The sequence below is a fragment of the Nocardioides coralli genome, from assembly GCF_019880385.1.
Taxonomy (GTDB): Bacteria; Actinomycetota; Actinomycetes; order Propionibacteriales; family Nocardioidaceae; genus Nocardioides; species Nocardioides coralli.
In genome coordinates, this window is sequence record NZ_CP082273.1 from 1920060 (window position 1) to 1939213 (window position 19154).

At 69.4% G+C, this 19154-nt stretch carries 20 protein-coding genes; 8 read left to right on the forward strand and 12 right to left on the reverse strand.

The features are described from left to right. Positions 1-199: 199 nt before the first annotated feature. Positions 200-1552, forward strand: coding sequence for a dihydrolipoyl dehydrogenase family protein (locus K6T13_RS09395; RefSeq protein WP_222894335.1), 1353 nt, complete (start codon positions 200-202; stop codon positions 1550-1552). Between the two features lie 304 nt (positions 1553-1856). Beyond that, positions 1857-2348, forward strand: a complete 492-nt coding sequence (locus K6T13_RS09400; protein WP_222894336.1) for a hypothetical protein — start codon at positions 1857-1859, stop codon at positions 2346-2348. Positions 2349-2468: 120 nt separating this feature from the next. Here K6T13_RS09400 and K6T13_RS09405 read toward each other — a convergent pair whose 3' ends face one another. The 6 genes from K6T13_RS09405 to K6T13_RS09430 form a co-directional block, all read right to left on the reverse strand. Next, positions 2469-3017 carry a hypothetical protein gene (locus K6T13_RS09405; protein WP_249423694.1) on the reverse strand — a complete coding sequence of 183 codons (549 nt, stop codon included), beginning with the start codon at positions 3015-3017 and terminating at the stop codon, positions 2469-2471. Positions 3018-3231: 214 nt separating this feature from the next. Beyond that, positions 3232-5511, reverse strand: coding sequence for a heavy metal translocating P-type ATPase (locus K6T13_RS09410; RefSeq protein WP_249424035.1), 2280 nt, complete (start codon positions 5509-5511; stop codon positions 3232-3234). Between the two features lie 176 nt (positions 5512-5687). After that, the gene (locus tag K6T13_RS09415; RefSeq protein ID WP_222894338.1) at positions 5688-6734 is read right to left on the reverse strand and encodes a hypothetical protein; all 1047 of its coding nucleotides are present in this window, start codon (positions 6732-6734) and stop codon (positions 5688-5690) included. Next, a complete protein-coding gene (locus tag K6T13_RS09420; RefSeq protein WP_222894339.1) occupies positions 6731-7015 on the reverse strand; it encodes a heavy-metal-associated domain-containing protein in 285 nt (94 codons plus the stop codon). The genes K6T13_RS09415 and K6T13_RS09420 overlap by 4 nt, the downstream gene beginning before the upstream one ends. Positions 7016-7085: 70 nt before the next feature. Further along, the gene (locus K6T13_RS09425) at positions 7086-7427 is read right to left on the reverse strand and encodes a metal-sensitive transcriptional regulator (RefSeq protein ID WP_222894340.1); all 342 of its coding nucleotides are present in this window, start codon (positions 7425-7427) and stop codon (positions 7086-7088) included. Next, a complete protein-coding gene (locus K6T13_RS09430) occupies positions 7424-9439 on the reverse strand; it encodes a heavy metal translocating P-type ATPase (RefSeq protein ID WP_249423695.1) in 2016 nt (671 codons plus the stop codon). The genes K6T13_RS09425 and K6T13_RS09430 overlap by 4 nt, the downstream gene beginning before the upstream one ends. A 721-nt stretch (positions 9440-10160) precedes the next feature. Here K6T13_RS09430 and K6T13_RS09435 point away from each other — a divergent pair. After that, positions 10161-10451 carry a hypothetical protein gene (locus K6T13_RS09435; RefSeq protein ID WP_222894342.1) on the forward strand — a complete coding sequence of 97 codons (291 nt, stop codon included), beginning with the start codon at positions 10161-10163 and terminating at the stop codon, positions 10449-10451. A 121-nt stretch (positions 10452-10572) separates the two neighbouring features. Here the strand turns inward: K6T13_RS09435 and K6T13_RS09440 are convergent, their stop codons facing one another. Both K6T13_RS09440 and K6T13_RS09445 read right to left on the reverse strand, forming a co-directional pair. After that, on the reverse strand, positions 10573-10779 hold the full coding sequence (locus K6T13_RS09440; RefSeq protein WP_222894343.1) for a heavy-metal-associated domain-containing protein: 207 nt from the start codon (positions 10777-10779) through the stop codon (positions 10573-10575). Between the two features lie 49 nt (positions 10780-10828). After that, entirely contained in the window at positions 10829-11125 is a 297-nt protein-coding gene (locus tag K6T13_RS09445) for a metal-sensitive transcriptional regulator (protein ID WP_222894344.1), read from the reverse strand. A gap of 722 nt (positions 11126-11847) precedes the next feature. On the opposite strand from K6T13_RS09445, the gene K6T13_RS09450 reads away from it, so the two are divergent. Further along, complete coding sequence (locus K6T13_RS09450) at positions 11848-12450, forward strand: DUF305 domain-containing protein (protein ID WP_222894345.1); 603 nt, start codon at positions 11848-11850, stop codon at positions 12448-12450. A 115-nt stretch (positions 12451-12565) separates the two neighbouring features. Here the strand turns inward: K6T13_RS09450 and K6T13_RS09455 are convergent, their stop codons facing one another. From K6T13_RS09455 to K6T13_RS09470, 4 genes are all read right to left on the reverse strand, one after another. After that, a complete protein-coding gene (locus tag K6T13_RS09455) occupies positions 12566-13567 on the reverse strand; it encodes a cytochrome d ubiquinol oxidase subunit II (RefSeq protein ID WP_222894346.1) in 1002 nt (333 codons plus the stop codon). Continuing rightward, positions 13564-14970 carry a cytochrome ubiquinol oxidase subunit I gene (locus tag K6T13_RS09460; RefSeq protein ID WP_249423696.1) on the reverse strand — a complete coding sequence of 469 codons (1407 nt, stop codon included), beginning with the start codon at positions 14968-14970 and terminating at the stop codon, positions 13564-13566. Before K6T13_RS09460 ends, K6T13_RS09455 begins: the two co-directional genes overlap by 4 nt. Before the next feature lie 94 nt (positions 14971-15064). Further along, on the reverse strand, positions 15065-15964 hold the full coding sequence (locus tag K6T13_RS09465; protein WP_222894347.1) for a cation diffusion facilitator family transporter: 900 nt from the start codon (positions 15962-15964) through the stop codon (positions 15065-15067). Further along, on the reverse strand, positions 15964-16245 hold the full coding sequence (locus K6T13_RS09470; protein ID WP_249423697.1) for an ArsR/SmtB family transcription factor: 282 nt from the start codon (positions 16243-16245) through the stop codon (positions 15964-15966). Before K6T13_RS09470 ends, K6T13_RS09465 begins: the two co-directional genes overlap by 1 nt. 184 nt (positions 16246-16429) lie before the next feature. Between K6T13_RS09470 and K6T13_RS09475 the strand changes: the two genes are divergently transcribed. Genes K6T13_RS09475 through K6T13_RS09490 form a run of 4 tightly spaced genes read left to right on the forward strand, consistent with a single transcriptional unit; the run spans position 16430 to position 19092 of the window. Continuing rightward, a complete protein-coding gene (locus tag K6T13_RS09475) occupies positions 16430-17092 on the forward strand; it encodes a DsbA family protein (RefSeq protein ID WP_222894348.1) in 663 nt (220 codons plus the stop codon). Next, positions 17089-17676, forward strand: coding sequence for a vitamin K epoxide reductase family protein (locus tag K6T13_RS09480; protein WP_222894349.1), 588 nt, complete (start codon positions 17089-17091; stop codon positions 17674-17676). The genes K6T13_RS09475 and K6T13_RS09480 overlap by 4 nt, the downstream gene beginning before the upstream one ends. A gap of 16 nt (positions 17677-17692) precedes the next feature. Continuing rightward, positions 17693-18475 carry a cytochrome c biogenesis CcdA family protein gene (locus tag K6T13_RS09485; protein ID WP_222894350.1) on the forward strand — a complete coding sequence of 261 codons (783 nt, stop codon included), beginning with the start codon at positions 17693-17695 and terminating at the stop codon, positions 18473-18475. After that, complete coding sequence (locus tag K6T13_RS09490) at positions 18472-19092, forward strand: TlpA family protein disulfide reductase (protein ID WP_222894351.1); 621 nt, start codon at positions 18472-18474, stop codon at positions 19090-19092. The genes K6T13_RS09485 and K6T13_RS09490 overlap by 4 nt, the downstream gene beginning before the upstream one ends. Positions 19093-19154: the final 62 nt, after the last annotated feature.

The following is a 19154-nucleotide window of genomic DNA, read 5'->3' on the forward strand; positions in this document are numbered from 1 at the left end:
CGCAGGATGGTCATTACAGAGCTGGACCCTCCTGAGCCTCGGGCTCCTGCTGGCCGCCCTCGAGGGCCCGGATCCACCGACGCCGGAGGCACGACCACACGTGCCACCGACCAGCAGCGGCCGTCTCCAGTACGGCAGCGACCGCCGAGCCCACATGCAACGCCACCGATCCCTCCGGCACAGACAAGGAGATCAACCTATGAGCCAGCACTTCGACCTGATCGTCATCGGCGCCGGCATGGACGGGGTCGCGGCCGCGAACAAGTGCGCAGCCCAGGGCTGGGGAGTGGCCATTGTCGACTCGCTTCCCTATGGAGGCACGTGCGCGTTGCGTGGGTGTGACCCGAAGAAGATCCTGCGCCGCGGGGCCGAGGTCATCGACAGCGCGCGGCTGATGCGCGGCCGGGGCATCGACGACGCGGAGCTTTCCATCAACTGGGCCGACCTCATGAAGCACAAGCACGGCTTCACCGACCCCGTCCCCCAGAACATGGAAGACGGCTTGAGCAGCAGCGGCGTCACCACCCTCCACGGCCACGCCAGGTTCACCGGCCACCGCCAGCTCGAGATCGACGGCGTCCGCCACGACGCCGACCGCTTCCTGGTCGCCACCGGCGCCCGACCCCGCCCGCTGAACTTCCCCGGCCACGAGCACCTCATCGACAGCACCGACTTCCTGGATCTCGAGGAACTCCCTTCGCGGATCCTGTTCGTCGGCGGGGGCTTCATCTCCTTCGAGTTCGCCCACATCGCCGCCCGGGCCGGCAGCTCGCCCGTCATCGTCGACCGCGGCGAACGGCCGTTGAAGAGCTTCGACCCCGACCTCGTCGAGCTCCTCGTCGACCGCGGCCGAGAGGTCGGCATCGACCTGCACCGGACCACCACCATCGTCGACGTGCAGACCCGTGACGGCCACTACCAGGTCACCCTCGAGCACGCCGGCGCCCACGAGACGATCGAGACCGACCTCGTGGTCCACGGCGCGGGACGAGTCGCGGCGCTGGCCGACCTGGGTCTCGACGCCGCTGGTATCGACTGGGGCGAGCACGGCATCCACGTCGCCGAACACCTGCAGAGCACGACCAACCCCGCCATCTGGGCCGCCGGGGACTCCGCTGACACCGCGGGGATGCCCCTCACCCCGGTCGCGGTCTCCGAAGCCAAGGTCGCCGCCTCCAACATGCTCAAGGAGAAGACCACCATCCCCGACTATGCCGGCATCCCGACAGCGGTCTTCACCATCCCCGAGCTCGCGCGAGTCGGCATGCTCGAGTCCGAGGCCCGCACAGCCGGGATCGACCTCGCCGTGCGCTACTCCGACACCAGCGGCTGGTACTCCAACTACCGCATCGGGGAGACCACCGCGGCCGCCAAGATCCTCATCGACCAGTCCACTGACCAGATCGTCGGAGGGCACCTCCTAGGACCCGAGTACGGCGAACTGGTCAACACTCTCGGCCTGGCCATCAAGGTCGGTCTCACCACCCGACAGCTCAAGTCCGCCACAGCCGCCTACCCCACCATCGGATCCGACCTCGGCTCCATGCTCTAGGTGCGCTGACCGCCGTCTCGACACGTTCCGAGGCAATGCCCGCCACGCAGACAGACGCCGGCCCGCCGGTCTGTAGCCGAGGCCGCTGCAAGCGGATTTGAACCGAAAAGCCTCTGGACAACTTCGGCGCCCAGATCGCACTACCGGATGACTCGGATCCCTTCGTGAAACCTCGGGCTGCTGGGGAGGTTCCCCTTCGGACGGCTCCAGACTATGGGACTGTCTCGGGATGGTGCCCTGTCGTTTCCGATGACCTTCTGATGACCCTGTGCAATCCCCCGGAGCTAGGAGGTGAGGCGGGCCAGTGGAGCTGGACACCGGCTACTGGGAGCCTATAGAGATGAGCGAGGACCGGGAGCACGTGGCAGCGGAGGGCACAGCTTCAAACGGAGACACCTGGGCGCTGCTGTACCGGCCTGGAGGCGAGGGCGGGAGGCACTACTTGGCGTTGCTGGTGAACGGGGAAGAGCGCGAAAGCGGGTCCGGTTTCGACATTCCTGACACGACCGAGATCGGGTTCGGAGGTGGGCTGACGCCAGGGCAGGGCAACTACTACCTGTACGGCCTCGTCACCTCCCGGATCCACACCGTGCGCGCAGAGGGCCGCACGGGGCGTGGGCATTCTGACGTGATGACCACCGCCCTTTCCCGAGCATCGGCCAACGACGGAGGTGCCCTGCGCGTGTTCGTTGTCGTTCGCCCGCCGGTCGAGGACGTGAGCGCCCTTGTGGGACTGGATCGAAAGGGGCGCACAGTTCAGCGAATCCCGTTCCCGGGGATCGATGATCGTTCCTGACGCCACGCCCGCTGCTTGGCAAAAGGCTGGTTCGCGTCAGGCACCACCGCGCCCGCCCCCTACGGTGCGCTGCGACTTTCCAAGAGGACGGACCAGAGCCCCGGGACGAAGCGGCGCGGTTCATGACACGTCGAGGACGATCCTTTGCTCCGGTCGCAGCTGCAGCTCGGCAGGGTTGCCAGCCACCCGGCGGCCGTTGACAGTGACCGACACTCCGTTGTCGGTGGTGACGCCGCCGATCTGGTCCTCACTGAGCGGCACGTTCCACTGGGTGAAGAGTTGGCCGAGGGTGAAGGTCTCACCGACGGTGTCGGCCTCGATGTGGATGGTGCCGTCGCTCTCATGCGTGTGGACGGCCGACATGGCGCCGGTGCTGGGGTCCACGCCGATGTTGGGAGGGATGAGTACCTGCTCGCCGTCAACGACGATGCTGAGGGTGGGGTGGTAGTGCTCGGCGGTGCCCATCGGTCCGAGGTCGAGTCCCGCCGCCTCAACCAGGCCGGGGACGTCGTCGACCGGCGCCGGCCAGGGCGGCATCGTCGCGGCGGCGCCGCGCTCCTGCGCCACGGGGACTGAGCCGTCCCCGTCACCGGCACATCCGGCGAGGGCGAGCGTCGCGACGGTGGCCAGGCTCATCACCACGGTCGTCGATCGGATTCGCACGTTCACGACCCCGATGCTACGAGAGCGCTGGCCGGGGACGGTCGTCAGCACCGGTCGACACATCCCGGTGCGGAGACCGGACTCGGCTCGATTCTCGGGCCGGCATTCGCCTGCGTGCCTCGCGTGGTGAGCGATGCGACGGCGCATCGGGTGAGGCACCATCCCGCTGCCGCCAGCAGCCGCTTGAGCGGCACGCTTGGCGTCGTGCGTGTGAGGTCTCTCATCGCGCCGTGCTGGTGAAGCGGCGTAGCCGCAGGCTGTTGGCCACCACCGACACCGAGGAGAAGGCCATCGCGGCGCCGGCCAGCATCGGGTTGAGCAGTCCGGCTGCGGCAAGGGGTAGCGCGGCGACGTTGTAGCCGAAGGCCCACGCCAGGTTGGTCTTGATGACCGTCAGCGTCCGCCGGGACAGGCGGATGGCGTCGGCGGCCGCGCGGAGGTCTCCACGGACCAGGGTGAGGTCGGAGGCTTCGATGGCGACGTCTGTGCCGGTGCCCATCGCGAGGCCGAGATCGGCCTGCGCGAGGGCTGCGGCGTCGTTGACGCCGTCGCCGACCATCGCGACCGTGCGACCTTCGCCCCGCAACCGCTTCACGACGTCGACCTTCTCGGCCGGCAGCACCTCGGCGATCACGTCGGAGGCGGCGATCCCAACCTCGGCGGCCACCGCGCGGGCCACTGTCTGGTTGTCGCCGGTGAGCAGGATCGGGCGCAGCCCCAAGTCGCGGAGCTGGCCGATCGCTTCGGCCGAGGTCGGCTTGACCGCATCGGCTACCACCAGCACCCCTCGGGCGTGGCCGTCCCATCCGACGGCGACAGCCGTACCTCCGGTGGCCTGCGCCTCGTCGAGCCGTTGCGTGAGGGCTGGGGAGAGGTGCTGCGACCACTCGGTGAGCAGCCGTGGCCGGCCGACCAGGACGGCGCGAGAGCCGATCGCGCCGCTTGCGTCGGGTGCCGAAACGATGCCTTGGACGCCGAGCCCCTCGATGTTGGTGAAGTCCTCGACCGGCAGGTGGGAGCCGAACCGGTCGTGGGCTGCGGTGGCGACGGCGCGGGCGATGGGGTGTTCGGAGGAGTCCTCCAGGGCGCCCGCGTAGCGCAGCACCTCGGCGGGGTCCTCGCCGTCCTCGACGAGGACGTCGACCAGGGTCATCTGGCCGGTGGTGACGGTGCCGGTCTTGTCCAGCACGATGGTGTCGACACGGCGGGTCGACTCCAGCACCTCAGGGCCCTTGATCAGGATGCCGAGCTGCGCACCCCGCCCGGTACCGACCATGAGGGCCATGGGGGTGGCCAGGCCGAGGGCGCAGGGGCAGGCGATGATCAGCACCGCGACCGCAGCCGTGAACGCCGCCTCGATCCCGTTGCCGGTGCCGAGCCAGAATCCGAGGGTGCCGACGGCGAGTGCGATGACGACGGGGACGAAGATCCCGGAGATGCGGTCGGCGAGCCGCTGGGCGGCGGCCTTGCCGGTCTGGGCCTCCTCGACCAGCCGTGCCATCTGGGCCAACTGGGTGTCGGATCCGACCCGGGACGCGCGGACCACGATCCGGCCGCCGGCGTTGACGGTCGCACCGACCACGGTGTCGCCGGGGCGCACCTCGACGGGGACCGACTCGCCGGTCAGCATCGAGGCGTCGACCGCGGACGTGCCGGTCTCCACGATCCCGTCGGTCGCGATCTTCTCGCCCGGTCGGACGACGAAGCGGTCCCCCACGGTGAGCTGGTCGGTGGGGATGCGACGTTCTTGGCCGGTGGCCTCGTCGAGCACGGCGACCTCGCGGGCGCCGAGCTCCATCAGGGCACGCAGTGCTGCGCCGGCCTGCCGCTTGGACCGTGCCTCGAAGTAGCGCCCGGCGAGGATGAAGGTGGTGACCCCGGCGGCGGCCTCGAGGTAGATGTTGGCGGCGCCGTCGCTGCGGCCGATGGTGAGCTCGAACGGGTGCGTCATGCCCGGCATGCCGGCGGTGCCCCAGAACAGGGCGTAGAGCGACCACCCGAGCGCGGCGAGTGTCCCCATGGAGATGAGCGTGTCCATGGTGGCGGTGGCGTGCTTGAGGTTGGTCCAGGCGGCCCGGTGGAAGGGCCAGGCACCCCACACGACGACAGGAGCCGCGAGCGTGAGGGAGAGCCACTGCCAGGAGGTGACCTGCAGGGCAGGTGCCATGGCCATCGCGATGACGGGAACCGAGAGCATCGCGGAGATCACGACCCGCTGTCGCAGCGACCGGACGTGGATGTCCTCGCCCACCCCTGTCTCTCCCCCGGCGCCACCACCGGTGGCGTCGGAGCCGCCCGGGTCCGCCGAGGCGGGCCGCGGAGCCGCATTGAGCCGGGCGCCGTACCCGGCGGCCTCGACAGCGGCGATCAGCTCCTCGATCGACACCGAGTCGGAGTGGCTGACCTTCGCCTTCTCGGTGGCGTAGTTGACCGTGGCGGTGACGCCGTCGAGCTTGTTCAGCTTGCGCTCGATCCGGTTGGCGCACGAGGCGCACGTCATGCCGGTGAGCTCGAGTTCGGCGTCCAGCGAGCCGACCGTCGAGCCGGCTGCCTGGGGGTGGGCCTGCGGAAGGGGCTGGTTCGGTCCTCGGGCGTGGCCGGTGCGGGATGAATCGGTGCTCATCGTCGTTCCTCCTGATTCCAGCGTGCCTCGCACGTGATGGGTGGTGCGCGCGTTCAGTGGGTGTGGTCGTCCTGGTCGCCGGACTCGCCTGCGGGGTCGTCCGACCCGCCTTGTACGTCGGCGGTCGCAGGGGTGGACGCAGAGAGGACGAACTCCGCGGTGCGGACCACGCCATCGAGCCGGAAGTCGAGGTAGAGGCGGTAGCTGCCAACGCTGGGGGCGGTGGCGGCGAATCCGACCGTGTTGCCGATGGCGTCCTCGCCGTCGGTGGGGTGGACGTGGAGGTAGGCCAGGTCACCCTCGCGCAGGGCGACCAGGTGTCCGCGGGCCCCGAGGTAGGGCTGCAGGTCCTTGATCGCTCGTCCGTCGCGGGTCACCTCGAAGGCCACGTCGCTCTCCTTGCCGGCGGTGAAGTCTCCGGTCAGTCCCACCCGGTAGCCGTCGACGATGTCGACCCGCTCGGACCTCGCCGCTTGGGCGGATGGTCTGCCGGTGGGTCCGGTCACCGTCAGGTCCGCGCCCAGGGTCAGCGGTACCGGGGCGTCGCCCTCGGGAGGTGCAGGGGTGAAGTCGGCGAAGAGCCGCCAGGTGCCGCCGGTGAGGTCGACCGTCGTGCTCCAGGTGCCGTCGGCACCCAGCTCGGGGTGGACGTGCTGGAAGCCGGTGAAGTCGCGGCGGACGGCGATGAGGTGTAGTTCCTTCTCGTGCTCAACCTGGTAGTCGGTCACCGGGTCGCCGTCGGGGCCCTGGATCTCGAAGGCGATCTCCTGGTTGCCCGCCGGCAGAACGGTCCGTGCCGGGACCAGCGTGAAGCCTGCCTCGGAGACCTGCAGCCCGCCAGGCACCTCGACCGCGGCGGCGTCCTGGGAGTCGGCGTTCGAGTGCCCACCGTGTCCGTCACCGGCCGCATCGGCGTCGCTGACGCCGATAGCGGAGTGGTCGGAGCCTCCGCTGGAGTCGTGGTCGGCGGCGGCTGGCTCTCCCAGGGGGCCGACCTGGCCTCCGAGGAGCAGTGTCGCGAGGAAGACCGCGGCCAGTGCGGTCCCGAACCCGGCCAGCTTGACCGGGGTCGGGACCTCGCGAGTCGAGGGCGTGTTCATGCGACCTGGTAGCCGGCCTCCCGCACGGCCGTGGTGACGGCGTCGGCGGGGACAGGCTGGTCGGCGGTCACGGTGACCGCACCGGTGGTCAGGTCCACGGCGACGTCTCGGACGCCGTCGATCTGCTGGATCTCCTCGGTGACCGAGCTGACGCAGTGGCCGCAGGTCATCCCGATCACCGTGTACTGGCTGACCTCACCGGCGCTGGTGCTGGAGCCCGTGCCGGCGTCGGCGGTCGTGTCGGTCGTGGTGTCAGTGGAGCAGGAGCATGCGGTGCACATGTGGGTGCTTCCTTTCGGTGGTGATCTTCTTCGGTGGGCCCGGATCGGGGTGGTCCGGGGGTCGTGGGGGTCAGGAGCGGACGAGCCTGGCGATGGCGTCGGACGCTTCGCTGACCTTGGCCTCGGCGGCGGGGCCGCCGAGGTGGGCGGCACCGGCGACGCAGTGCCGCAGGTGCTCGTCGAGCAGACCGAGGGCGACCGCTTCGAGGGCCTTGGTGGCGGCGGAGATCTGGGTGAGGATGTCGATGCAGTAGGCCTCCTGGTCCACCATCCGGGTGATGCCGCGAACCTGGCCCTCGACCCGGCGTAGCCGCCGCTGATAGTCGGCTTGTCGGGTCAGGTAGCCCGGCGTGGTCGTGTCGGTCTCGATCGCGGTGGCTGAGTCGACGGTGATGTGCGGGGTCGCGCTCATGCGTTCGCCTCGATCCGGTCCGGGTCCTCGGTGTGTGAGCCGGCTGGCGTCTCGCTCAACGGCGCTGCGGCGTCGGGGCTGAGGTCGAGTCGGCGCAGCAGTTGTGCGTTGAGGGCGACCACGACCGTGGAGGCGGACATCAGGACCGCGCCGACCGACATGGGCAGCAGGAACCCGATGGGTGCCAGCACACCGGCGGCGAGGGGCACGGCGGCGAGGTTGTAGCCGGCGCCCCAGGCCAGATTCTGCAGGCTCTTGCGGTAGGTCGCCTTGGACAGGTCGATGAGCGAGATCACCGAGCGGGGGTCGTCGGAGGCGAGGATGATGCCGGCGGAGCCGATGGCGACGTCGGTGCCGGCGCCGATCGCGATGCCGACGTCGGCCTGGGCCAGGGCGGGGGCGTCGTTGACGCCGTCCCCGACCATCGCGACCTTGCGGCCTTCGGCCTGGAGTGCGGCGACCGTGGCGGACTTGTCCTCGGGTCGTACGCCGGCGTAGTAGCGGTCGATGCCGAGCTCGTCGGCGACCGAGGCGGCGACGGCCTCGGCGTCGCCGGTGATCATCACGACCTCGACGCCGCGGGTGTGCAGGGCCTCGACGGCGGCGCGGGACTCGGGTCGGATCTCGTCGGCGAGCCGGAGTGCGCCGGCGACGGTGCCGTCGACGACGACGTGCAGGATGATCGCGCCCTCGGTCCGCCACTGCTCGGCGACGTCGAGCTCGGTGCCGTCGACCTGGTCCAGCAGCGCCGGACCGCCGACATGCACCTTTGCTCCCTCGACGGTCGCGGAGACTCCGACCGCCGGGGATGAGCTGAAGTCGCTCCCGGCGTGCACGGTCAGGTGTTGCTCCTTCGCGGCGCGGACGATCGCGCGGGCAAGCGGGTGCTCGGAGTCCGACTCGGCAGCCGCGGCTAGTGCCAGCAAGGCATCCGCGTCGAGGTGGGCATCGTTGGCGGGCTCGACGGCAGTCACGGTGGGCTGACCCTTGGTCAGGGTGCCGGTCTTGTCGAACAGGATGCTGTCGACGCTGCGCATCGACTCCATCTGCAGCCGATCCTTGACCAGCACTCCCCCACGTGCCGCGCGCTCGGTGGAGATCGAGATGACGAGCGGGATGGCCAGGCCGAGGGCGTGGGGGCAGGCGATGACCAGGACGGTGATGGTGCGGATGACGCCTTCGTCGGGCATTCCGATCAGGGTCCACACGACGGCGGTGATCAGGGCGGCGCCGAGGGCGAACCAGAACAGCCAACCAGCCGCGATGTCGGCCAGCCGCTGCGCCCGTGAACCGGAGGCCTGCGCGTCGGCGACCAGCTTCTGGATGCCGGCCAGAGCGGTCTCCTCCCCGATCGCGGTGACCTCGATCCGCAGGCCGGAGTCGGTGGCGACCGTGCCGGCGACCACGGCATCACCGACGGTGCGGCGTACCGACTTGGACTCGCCGGTGATCATCGCCTCGTCCATCGACGCCGATCCCTCGACGACGCGTCCGTCGGCCGGGACGCTGCCGCCGGGTCGGACGATCACCACGTCGCCGAGGACGAGGTCGGCGGGGTTGACGGTGACGACCTCCTCGCCCTCGACCCGTTCGGCCTCGTCGGGCAGCAGCGCGGCGAGGGAGTCCAATGCGGAGGTGGTCCGGGCCAGGGACCGCATCTCGATCCAGTGGCCCAGCAGCATGATGACCACCAGCAGCGCCAGCTCCCACCAGAAGTCGAGGTGGTGGGCCAACAACCCGAGGGTGGCGCCCCAGGAGGCGGTAAACGCGACGGTGATTGCCAGGGCGACCAGCAGCATCATGCCGGGCTGTCGGGCTCGGATCTCCGAGACGGCGCCGGTCAGGAAGGGTCGGCCGTACCAGCCGTAGAGCACGGTACCCAGCGCCGGGGAGACCCAGTCGATCCCGGGCAGGTCGGGCAGGGAGTAGCCCAGCAGGTCGGCGAACATCGGCGAGAGCAGGACCGCGGGGACGGCCAGCACCAGCGATCCCCAGAACAGTCGGCGGAACATCGCGACGTGGTCCCCATGACCCGCGTGACCGTCGTGACCGCCGTGACTGTCCTGACTCCCATGTCCCTGGTGCGCGGCCTGGTGGTCGTGGGTGGTGGCTTCGGGCCCGTGGTCGGTCTGCATCGGCTCGTCCTTCCTGCGTCGATCAGATACCCGTAGGGGGTATCAACGAAGCCGACCTTATACCCCCACTAGGTATGCCGCAAGCCCGGGGGTGGTGGAGGGAGCGGGTCGCGAACCCTCCGCCCGGGTGGGGCTATCGCGGGTGCGGGGCGACGAAGGCGCTGCGTACCGAGGTGGCCATCAGTTCGGGGACTTCCTCAGTAGCGAGGCGTCCAGCGGATGCCTCTTCGGCGGCGGCGTGCATGAGGGCGTGCATGACGGCGGTCGTGGCGCCAGCGCACCGCCACCTCGCCGCTGATAGACCTCGGTCTGCTGACCCGTCGCCCCGTGTCCGCCGGGGTGTTCGTGATCGGCATCGCCACCGCGCTCATGGTCGCGGTGTTCTTCCTCGGCTCGTTCTACCTCCAGGATGTCGCCGACCTCGGACCTCTCGCGACCGGGCTGCTGTTCCTTCCCGTCGCGCTGTTCACGATGGCCGGCGCGAACCTCGGCGGTCGAATCATCGGGCGCACCGGCGGCGCACCCTCGGCGTGGCCGGACTGCTCGTCGCCGCGATCGGCCTCCCGTCCCGGTCTTCGCGCCCACCACCGTGGGTGTGGTGATCGGCATCAGCCTCGGCGCCGCCGGCATCGGGGGTCTCTTCGTGGTCGCCGCCGCCACGGCGCTGGGCAACGTCGCCCCACACGAAGCCGGCATCGCCTCCGGAGTGTTGTCCACCTTCCACGAGTTCGGCGCCTCACTGGGTGCCGCGGTCGTCTCCAGCGTCGCCGCGGCCAGCCTGGCCGCGCAGACCGTCGACGGGTACGCCGACGCGTTCACCACCGCCGCGATCGCCGCCGCCGTCTCCGAGCTCATCGCGGGAGCGGTCATCCCCGCTCGCCCGCGCTGACCCGGCCCTCAGAGCGGACGACGAACCAGCGTCGGGGCCGCTCCACAGGGGTTGCCCCGACCTGTGCCGCGAAGCGGCTGTCATCAGCCGATCCACCAGCCCAGTGACCCAGTCGGGTGGGTCACGCGAGTTGGTAGTCGGCTTCCTCCACGGCCGCACGAACAGAGTCGTCGGCCACGCCCTGGTCGCTGGAGACGGTCACCTCTCCGGTCTCCAGAACCACCGAAACCTCGCTGACGCAGGCGATCTCCCCCACCTCCTCGGTCACCGAGGCGACGCAGTGGCCGCAGGTCATCCCGGTCACGGTGTAGGTCTGGCTCTGTGGCATCGGTGGCTCTCCTCTTGTTGTCGGCTTGGTCGTGGGTGACGGTTGGGGATCAGGATCGGACCAGGCGTGCGATGGCGTCGGAGGCCTCCTTGAGCTTGACCTCGGCCTCCGGCCCACCCTCTCGGACGGCGTCGGCGACGCAATGGGCGATGTGCTCGTCCAGCAGACCCAGAGCGACGGATTGCAGGGCTTTCGTCATCGCCGAGACCTGGGTGAGGATGTCGATGCAGTACTGCTCCTCCTCGACCATGCGTTGCAGACCGCGCGCCTGGCCCTCGATCCGGCGCAGCCGCTTCAGGTAGGCGTCCTTCTCGTGCAGGTAGCCGTGCTGGCTCTCCGACTCCATGTTCGGGAGCGTACCCCCGAAGGGTATGGGGGTTGCGTGCGGGAGCCGCCCACCCGGCCCCTAGCATGGGTAATGATGCGAGGCGCCTCGGCACGACACCAGCCGGACGGGCGGACTCTCGAAACCGGGTCCGCGCCGCTGGCGAAGCGCGTCCGGTCGTCCCCGGACCGCACGGCGTCACGCCGCGGGCGAGGCTGGTGGATGGTCTTCGCCGTCGTTGCCGGGCTGTTCGCGATGCACGGCCTGGGAATGCACGGTGTGCACTCCATGGAGGCGTCCTCCGCGGAGCACTCAGGGTCATCCACGTCCGCTCAGCAAATGGTCGCGATGGATCGTGGTCCTGACGGAGACGATGCAACCTCCGTTGTGGTGACGGATGCAGGCGACCGGACCGGCGCCGTGTCGAATGAGCACGGCATCAAGCTGGCGCCCACACCGGAGCAGTCGCCCTCGCCGGGGGCGGGTCTCCTTGGAATGTGCCTCGCTCTGCTGGCCCTCGGACTGCTGTGGCGTCTGACCCTGGCAGGTCGCCGACTCGCATGGACGATCCCGCGTGGCGCGCTTCTCGATCGTGTCGTCGCGCTGATGGTGACGGCTCGCGGGCCTGGTCCTCCTCTGCGGGCGCAACTCTCCATCTGGAGGTGCTGAGCGGCACCCGTGCGGACACCCATAGGTGTCCGGATGGTTCTGCCTGCCCACACCAAACCCTGAAGGAGAACACCATGAACAACGCCAAGACCCTGAAGCTCGCCGCTCCCCTGCTCGCACTCGGGCTCGCCTTGACCGCATGCGGCGGAACAGACAGCGACACCGAGGCGGCTCCGGCCGACCACAATGACCAGGACGTCGCTTTCGCAACCGAGATGATCCCGCACCACGCCCAAGCCGTGGAGATGTCCGAGATCGCCGCCGCCAACGCCGAGTCCCCAGAGGTCAGGGACCTGGCCGAGGACATCAGTGCCGCTCAGGGCCCGGAGATCGAGGTGATGAGCTCCTGGCTCGACGCCTGGGGTGAGGACGTGCCCGACACCGACGGCGGTATGGGCGGCATGAACCATGGCGGGTCGGACGACATGGGAGGCATGGAGGACATGCCGGGAATGATGTCCTCGGACGAGATGGGCGACTTGGAGTCCGCCTCCGGCTCAGAGTTCGACACGATGTTCCTGACCATGATGATCGAGCACCACGAGGGAGCGATCGAGATGGCTCAGACCCAGCAGGACGAGGGCGAGTACCCCGAAGCCGTCGACCTCGCCGAGACCATCGAAGAGACCCAGACCGAGGAAATCCAGACGATGGAGGACCTGCTCGAGTCGCGATAGGGATCTCGCGCTCCTCATCGCGGAGCATGAAAGAATCCACCAGATGGCTGGTCCCGGGTCGGGAACGCCGCCTGGTCCGGGACCAGCTATCGACTCGCCGCCCCGTTCGGCTGCCTCAGTGGTTCGCCCACGCCTCGCTCTGGGTGAGTCGCAGCAGGTAGATCAACGGCGGGAGGACCAGGACCACCGCGACGCTCACGGCGACGAGCAGCCCCTGCAGTGTCGCCGGAGCACCGGCGGCCTCGCTAATGGTCACCTCGCCGACGAGCAGCCACGGGTACTGACCGACTCCCCACCCCGAGACCACCGCGGCGACCGCGACGACCGCCGGCCCGCGAGCCACCGAATAGCGCCGACGCCACAGCAGCACCACCGTGGCGACCCCCGCAACCGCCGAGAGCACCACCAGCGGAGCGGCGCGGCCGGTCAGTCCTTCACTCAGGACCGGAGCGTCCTGGAGGATGGGCACCAGTGCTGCGAACACCACCGCGCCCGTGGCCAGGCCCACGGCGAGGGCCCGTGTCCGCAGTTCCTCGGTGAGCCGGATACGACGGCTGCGGTGTGCGTCGGCGGCGAGGAAGACGCCCGCCAGGAACGCGCAGGTGCCGACGGCGATCACACCGCCGAACACCGAGGTCGGGTTGAGCCACGACGACCACCGGTCACCCGTCCCGTCCGCGGGCACCCGGCCCGAGGCGATGGCACCAGCGACCGTCCCAAGGAAGAACGGGGTGATGATCGAGGACACGGCGAAGATGACGCCGAACAGCCGGGCCTGACCGAGCGTGGCGGAGTACTTGCGGAAGGCGAAGCTGGCGCCGCGAAGCACGATGCCGAGCAGCGCGATCAGTAGCGGTAGTGCGAGGGTCGACATTGCGGCGGCGAACGACTCCGGGAAGCCGGTCCACCAGATGACCAGCACGTAGATCAACCACACGTGGTTGGCCTCCCACACCGGCCCGATGCTGTGGTCCACCAGGGTTCGGAGCTCGGCACCGCGGCGACTGTTGCCGGCCGTCAGGTCGAAGAAGCCCGACCCGAAGTCGGCGCCACCCAGCACGGCGTAGGCGATGACGCCAGCGAACATCGCGGCGGCGACCCCGACCTCCAGGCTCACTGGCTCGCCTCCTGCGCCTCGGGGGCGTACGGGCTGGGTAGGTCGGTCTCGCCGCCTCGCCATCGGCGGGCCATCGACCTCAACACCACGACGGCACCGACGGTCATCGCTGTGTAGATGACCGTCGAGATGCCGAGCAGCCACCACAGGGCCGAGGTGTAGTCGCCGACGGCCTCGGGCGTGCGCATCACGCCGTACACGACCCAGGGTTGTCGGCCGACCTCCGTGGCCACCCATCCGGCCTCGAGGGCGATCACGGCGAGCGGTCCCGCGGCCGCCGCGGCACGCAGGAACCACTTCTTCCTCAGGAGGTCGTGCCCGCGCCGCCGCTGCATCCAGAACCAGGCGACTCCGGCAGCGAGCAGCGTGCCGATCCCGACCATGGTCTGAAAGGCGAGATGGGTGATGTTGACTGGTGGCCGGTCCTCCTCGGGGATCGTGTCGAGGCCGGGCACCGGCTCGTCCAGCGAGTTCATGGCGATCAGCGAGCCAAGGACCGGGATGTCGAGCGCACCCACGACCTCGCCGTCGACCAGCACGCCGCCGAGCCGTAGCGGTGACGGACTCTCCGTCGTCTCCGCGAGCTCGAACGCCGCCAGCTTCGCGGGTTGCCGCTCATCGAGACCAGCGCCGAGGACGTGTCCGACGAACGGCTGAGTGACCGCGGCAACGGAGGCGAACACGAACGGCACCATGAATCCCAGCCGGTGGTGGCTGTCGCGACGCCCGCGCAGCATCCCGACCGCGTAGACGCCGGCGACGCTGAACCCCGCCACCATGTAGGCGCCGACCCACATGTGGGCGAACTGGAGGAAGGCGTGCTGGTTGAACAGCACCGCCCACGGCTGGACGTCGGTGACCTCGCCGCCGGCGATCCGGAAGCCGGTCGGCACGTTCATCCAGGCGTTGACGGCGACCACGCAGTAGGCGCCGACGATGCCGGTCACCGCCATCGGCAGGACCATCAGGACGTGTCGACCAGGCGGCATCCGACCCCAGCCGTAGAGGTAGATGCCCAGGAAGATCGCCTCGAGGAAGAAGGCCAGGCCTTCGAAGGCGAAGGGCAGGCCGAGCACGTCGCCGTAGGTGCCCATCAGCCCGGGCCACAACAACCCCATCTCGAAGCTGAGGACCGTGCCCGATACCGCGCCGATCGCGAACAGGACCGCCGACACCTTCGCCCATCTCTGAGCGAGGGTGAGCGACACCTGATCCTGTCGTCGAATTCCCCGCAGGTGCATCACAAAGATCATCGCCGGGAATGCGACGCCAAAGCAGGCCAGCACGATGTGCCACCCCAGCGACAGCGCCATCTGCTGCCGGGCCGGGAGCAGCCCTGCGGGTTCGGCTGCAGAAGGCGCGGCTTGGACGACGGCGTCGAGGACAAGCTCGGGGGTCAGCACGGCATCAACGCTATGGAGCGGCTCCGCTCACACCATCGTTTGTGAAAAGCTTCACGAAGACGTCCGGGGCCGCTGCCTGACTGCTCGCGCGAGATCACCAGGTTGCCTCATGACACTCGCGGGAGGGATCCACCTCGACCTGAAGGGTCGCGTGCTCGATGCCGTGCGCGTCACGCAGTGCCGCCTGGGCACCGGTGAGCACTGTTTGGGTGTCGGCGCCGTCTGTCACCACGAGATGGGCCGTGGCGACGTTCATGCCCGAGGTAAGCGTCCAGGCGTGAAGATCGTGGACCTCCGCGACGCCGGGCAGCCCCTCAAGGTCCTCCACAATCGCGTCGAGGTCGACGTCGTGGGGTGCATGCTGGCCCAGAACGGCGAGTACCTCCCGGCCGAGGATGACGGCACGGACGGCAACGAAGAGGCCAATGGCCACAGCCACCACGGTGTCCCACACCCCCGCGCCGGTGAGCCCAACGAGCAGCCCGGCGACGAGAACGCCGACGCTGCCTGCAGCGTCGGCCATCACCTCGAGGTAGGCCCCCTTGACGTTGATCGACTCCCGAGCACCGCCACGCAAGAGAAACAGGCAGACGAGGTTGATGATCAGGCCGAGGGCACCGACGACCATCATCGGCCCGAAGGAGATCTCGATGGTCTCTCCGATCCGGCCGATGGCCTCGAGCACCACATAGACCGACACTCCGAGCATGATCAGGACGGTCAGTCCCGAGGCGAAGACCTCGGCGCGGTAGGAGCCGTAGGTGCGACGTCCCGTCGCATCGGGGCGGGTCGCGATCTTGGTGGCAACAAGTGCTGCCCCCAGGGCCACCACATCAGCTGCCATGTGACCAGCGTCGGAGATCAGCGCCAACGAGCCGCTGATGAGTCCGACGGCCAGCTCGACCCCGAAGAAGCTCGCGACCAGACCGAACGCCAACGCGAGGCGCCACCGGTGACGCCCGCCGGCGTGTCCGTGTCCGTGGCCGGCGCCCATCAGAGGACACCCCCGGCCGTCGGGCAATCGGTGACAGCCTCGCCGGTGGTCGCGAGGACCCGATCTGCGGCCAGCAGCACGTCGCGCACGGGGACCCCCGGGGTCAACGAGAAGACGGACGCACGTCCGCGGGGCCGTGACTGCACCAGACCACAGTCGCGCAGGCACGCCAGGTGCTTGGACACGGTGGACTGCGCGAGGCCGAGGTGATCCACGAGGTCGACCACGCGGTGGGGGGCCGAGGTGGAGGTGGGCCAGGATCGCCAGCCGCGATGGATCACCGAGGGCACGGAAGAGCGCGGCTGATGCCTCCGTGGCCTGCTGGCACACGGCTGGAGCCATAGCATCGCTCAATGGCGACATCATCGTCATAGGGCGATACTAAGGTCGCTTCTCGCCGATGTCCAGCCACCCGGACGCAATTGCTACTATCGCACATAGTAGACCGATGAGAGGTGGAGGCCAGTGCGTAAGCAGACCAAGGGAGCCCTCGGGGCCGGCGCGATCGTGGTGGCCGTGCTGGCAACCCTGCTGCTCGTGGGGCAGGCCGGTGAGGACGACGGCGGCGCAGCCGCGGTGGACACGCCGGCCCAGGAGAGCGCCGTTGTTCGCGAGGACAGCCGCATCCTCGGCGAGGAGGGGACCAGCGACGTCACGTTCGTCGAGTTCCTCGACTTCGAGTGTGAGGCCTGCCGGGCGGCTTATCCGGTGGTCGAGGACCTACGTGCGCAGTACGCGGGCGAGGTCACGTTCGTCATCCGCTACTTCCCGTTGCCGGGGCACTTCAACTCCGAGCGTGCCGCGCGGGCCGTCGAGTCCGCGGCTCGGCAGGGCGAGCTCGAGGCGATGTACAGCAAGATGTACGAGACGCAGGAGAGCTGGGGCGAGTCACAGGAACCGCAGGACGAGCTCTTCCGCAGCTTCGCGGAAGACATCGGACTCGACATGGAGCAGTACGACGCCGACTACACCTCCGACGAGGTCGCCGACCGGGTGGCCCGCGACCTCGAGGACGGCACCACGCTCGGCGTGCAGGGGACGCCGACCTTCTACGTCGACGGCGAGCTCTTCCAGCCGGAGACGGTGGAGGACTTCTCGACCGCCCTCGACGACGCGCTCGCCGAGTGACCCAGGATCGCAGGCTCCCCGCAGGCCTCATCCTCGGCGGCCTGGTGGGCCTGATCGCCTCGGCGGTGCTGTTGATCGAGCGGATCCGGGTGGGCGAGGACAGCGATTACGTCCCCACCTGCAGCATCAACCCGATCATCAGCTGCGGCTCGATCATGGAGTCGGCACAGGCTTCCCTGCTCGGCTTCCCGAACCCGATCATCGGGGTGGCCGCCTTCCCGGTCGTGGTGGCCACCGGCGCCGCATTGCTGGGCGGCGCACGACTCCCCCGCTGGTACTGGCTCGGCCTCCAAGTCGGCGTGACCGCGGCGCTGGGACTGGTGGCGTGGCTCGTGTTCCAGAGCCTCTACCGGATTGGGGCGTTGTGCCCCTACTGCATGGTCGTGTGGGTGGTGGTGATTCCCACGTTCTGGTACGTGACGCTGCGCAACCTCGCGAGCGGGGCGTTCGGGCAGAAGGCAGCGTCAGCCCCCGGGACCACCGTGATGCGGGAGTGGCACGCGCCGGTCTTGCTGGCGGCCTACCTGCTGGTGGGCGTCCTCATCACGGTCCGGTTCTGGTCCTACTGGTCCACGCTGCTGTGACGGCTGGGGACCGATCATGATCGGCGATCTGCAGGGGACTGTCCTTGACGGCTCTCTGTTGGCCGCGCTGCCCGTCGCACTCGCCGCGGGACTCCTGTCCTTCTTCACCCCGTGCTCCCTGCCGCTGGTGCCGGGGTATCTCTCCTACGTCGCGGGGATGGCCGGCGCGGAGTCCGAGGTGACGCGCGAGTTGCGTGGGGGTCGTCCGGCGCGCCGTTCCAGGACGGTGCTCGGCGCGGCCCTGTTCGTGTTGGGGTTCGCCGTGGTGTTCACCAGCTACGGGGTGGCGTTCGGCTCATTGGGATCGCTGCTGTTGGCCCACCAGGAGACGATCTGGCGGGTCGCAGGCGGGTTCACAATCGTCTTGGGGCTGCTGTTTGCCGGCGGCGCGGGTCGGCTTCCGTTGCTCGGCCGCACGGCGCGGCCGCGAGTGACCCCGCAACTCGGGCTGGCCGGCGCGCCACTGCTGGGTGCGGTGTTCGCGGTCGGCTGGACCCCGTGTATCGGTCCCGCCCTGGCTGCCGTGCTGACCCTCTCCACGACGTCGGCCACCGCCGAGAGGGGAGCCGTCCTGTCTCTCGCCTATGCCTTGGGGCTCGGGCTGCCCTTCCTGCTCGCCGCAGTCTCGCTGACGCGGGCGATGAGAGTGTTCGCCTGGGTGAGGCACCGCTCCGTGTGGATCACCCGTGGCGGCGGCGCCATGTTGGTCGCCGTCGGCGTGCTGCAGGTCTCAGGCGTCTGGTCGGAACTCGTGGCCTCCATACAGACCCTGGTTGCCGGCTGGCAGGCCCCGCTTTGAAGTCCATCAAGGGGTTCATCGTCCTTCTCGCCGCCATCGGCCTCACCCTCGCCGCAGTCGCGTGGTGGACGTCGTTGTCCCGATCCGGGACGTCTACCCCCGGCTCTACCAAAGGCAGCTTCGACGGCACTGACGTGGTCCAGCAGTACGAGCCGGAGGACCGCCGCCCGCTGACTCGCTTCACTGCGTCACTCTTGGACGGGAGCCAGTTCGACAGCGATGACCTGCTCGGTCGCCCGGCGGTGGTCAACGTGTGGGGTTCGTGGTGCGGGCCGTGCCGGGCCGAGGCGCCGGCCCTCGCCCGGGTCGCGCGCGACTTAGAGGGTCGGGTCCGCTTCCTCGGGCTCAACGTCCGCGACAGTCCCGACGCGGCGCGCGCGTTCGAGCGTGCCTTTGAGGTCCCCTACCCAAGCGTGCACCCGGACGACAGTGCCCGTGCGATCCTCGCTTTCGGAGGCGCCCTCACCGCCACGGCCGTGCCCACGACGGTCGTGCTCGACAGCGACGGCCGAATCGCCGCGCGAGTCGTGGGCCAGGTGGACTACTCCACCTTGAGCGGTCTCGTCACCGACGTGCTCGAGCTGCCCACCGGGCCTGCCAACGGATCGAAGCGCTGACGCGCCGGGAACCGCCCGGCGCAACGTCTGACCCACACAGGCCTGAGCGAGACAGAGGAGGC

Bases quoted from the DNA above. Each gene is read 5' to 3' on its own strand.
- K6T13_RS09445 (WP_222894344.1), bottom strand. From the start codon at position 11,125: ATGGAGTCGGAGAGCCAGCACGGCTACCTGCACGAGAAGGACGCCTAC.
- K6T13_RS09420 (WP_222894339.1), bottom strand. From the start codon at position 7,015: ATGTGCACCGCATGCTCCTGCTCCACTGACACCACGACCGACACGACC.
- K6T13_RS09465 (WP_222894347.1), bottom strand. From the start codon at position 15,964: ATGGGCGCCGGCCACGGACACGGACACGCCGGCGGGCGTCACCGGTGG.
- K6T13_RS09440 (WP_222894343.1), bottom strand. From the start codon at position 10,779: ATGCCACAGAGCCAGACCTACACCGTGACCGGGATGACCTGCGGCCAC.
- K6T13_RS09430 (WP_249423695.1), bottom strand. From the start codon at position 9,439: ATGTTCCGCCGACTGTTCTGGGGATCGCTGGTGCTGGCCGTCCCCGCG.
- K6T13_RS09425 (WP_222894340.1), bottom strand. From the start codon at position 7,427: ATGAGCGCGACCCCGCACATCACCGTCGACTCAGCCACCGCGATCGAG.
- K6T13_RS09395 (WP_222894335.1), top strand. From the start codon at position 200: ATGAGCCAGCACTTCGACCTGATCGTCATCGGCGCCGGCATGGACGGG.
- K6T13_RS09410 (WP_249424035.1), bottom strand. From the start codon at position 5,511: ATGACGTGCGCCTCGTGCGCCAACCGGATCGAGCGCAAGCTGAACAAG.
- K6T13_RS09415 (WP_222894338.1), bottom strand. From the start codon at position 6,734: ATGAACACGCCCTCGACTCGCGAGGTCCCGACCCCGGTCAAGCTGGCC.
- K6T13_RS09485 (WP_222894350.1), top strand. From the start codon at position 17,693: ATGATCGGCGATCTGCAGGGGACTGTCCTTGACGGCTCTCTGTTGGCC.
- K6T13_RS09450 (WP_222894345.1), top strand. From the start codon at position 11,848: ATGAACAACGCCAAGACCCTGAAGCTCGCCGCTCCCCTGCTCGCACTC.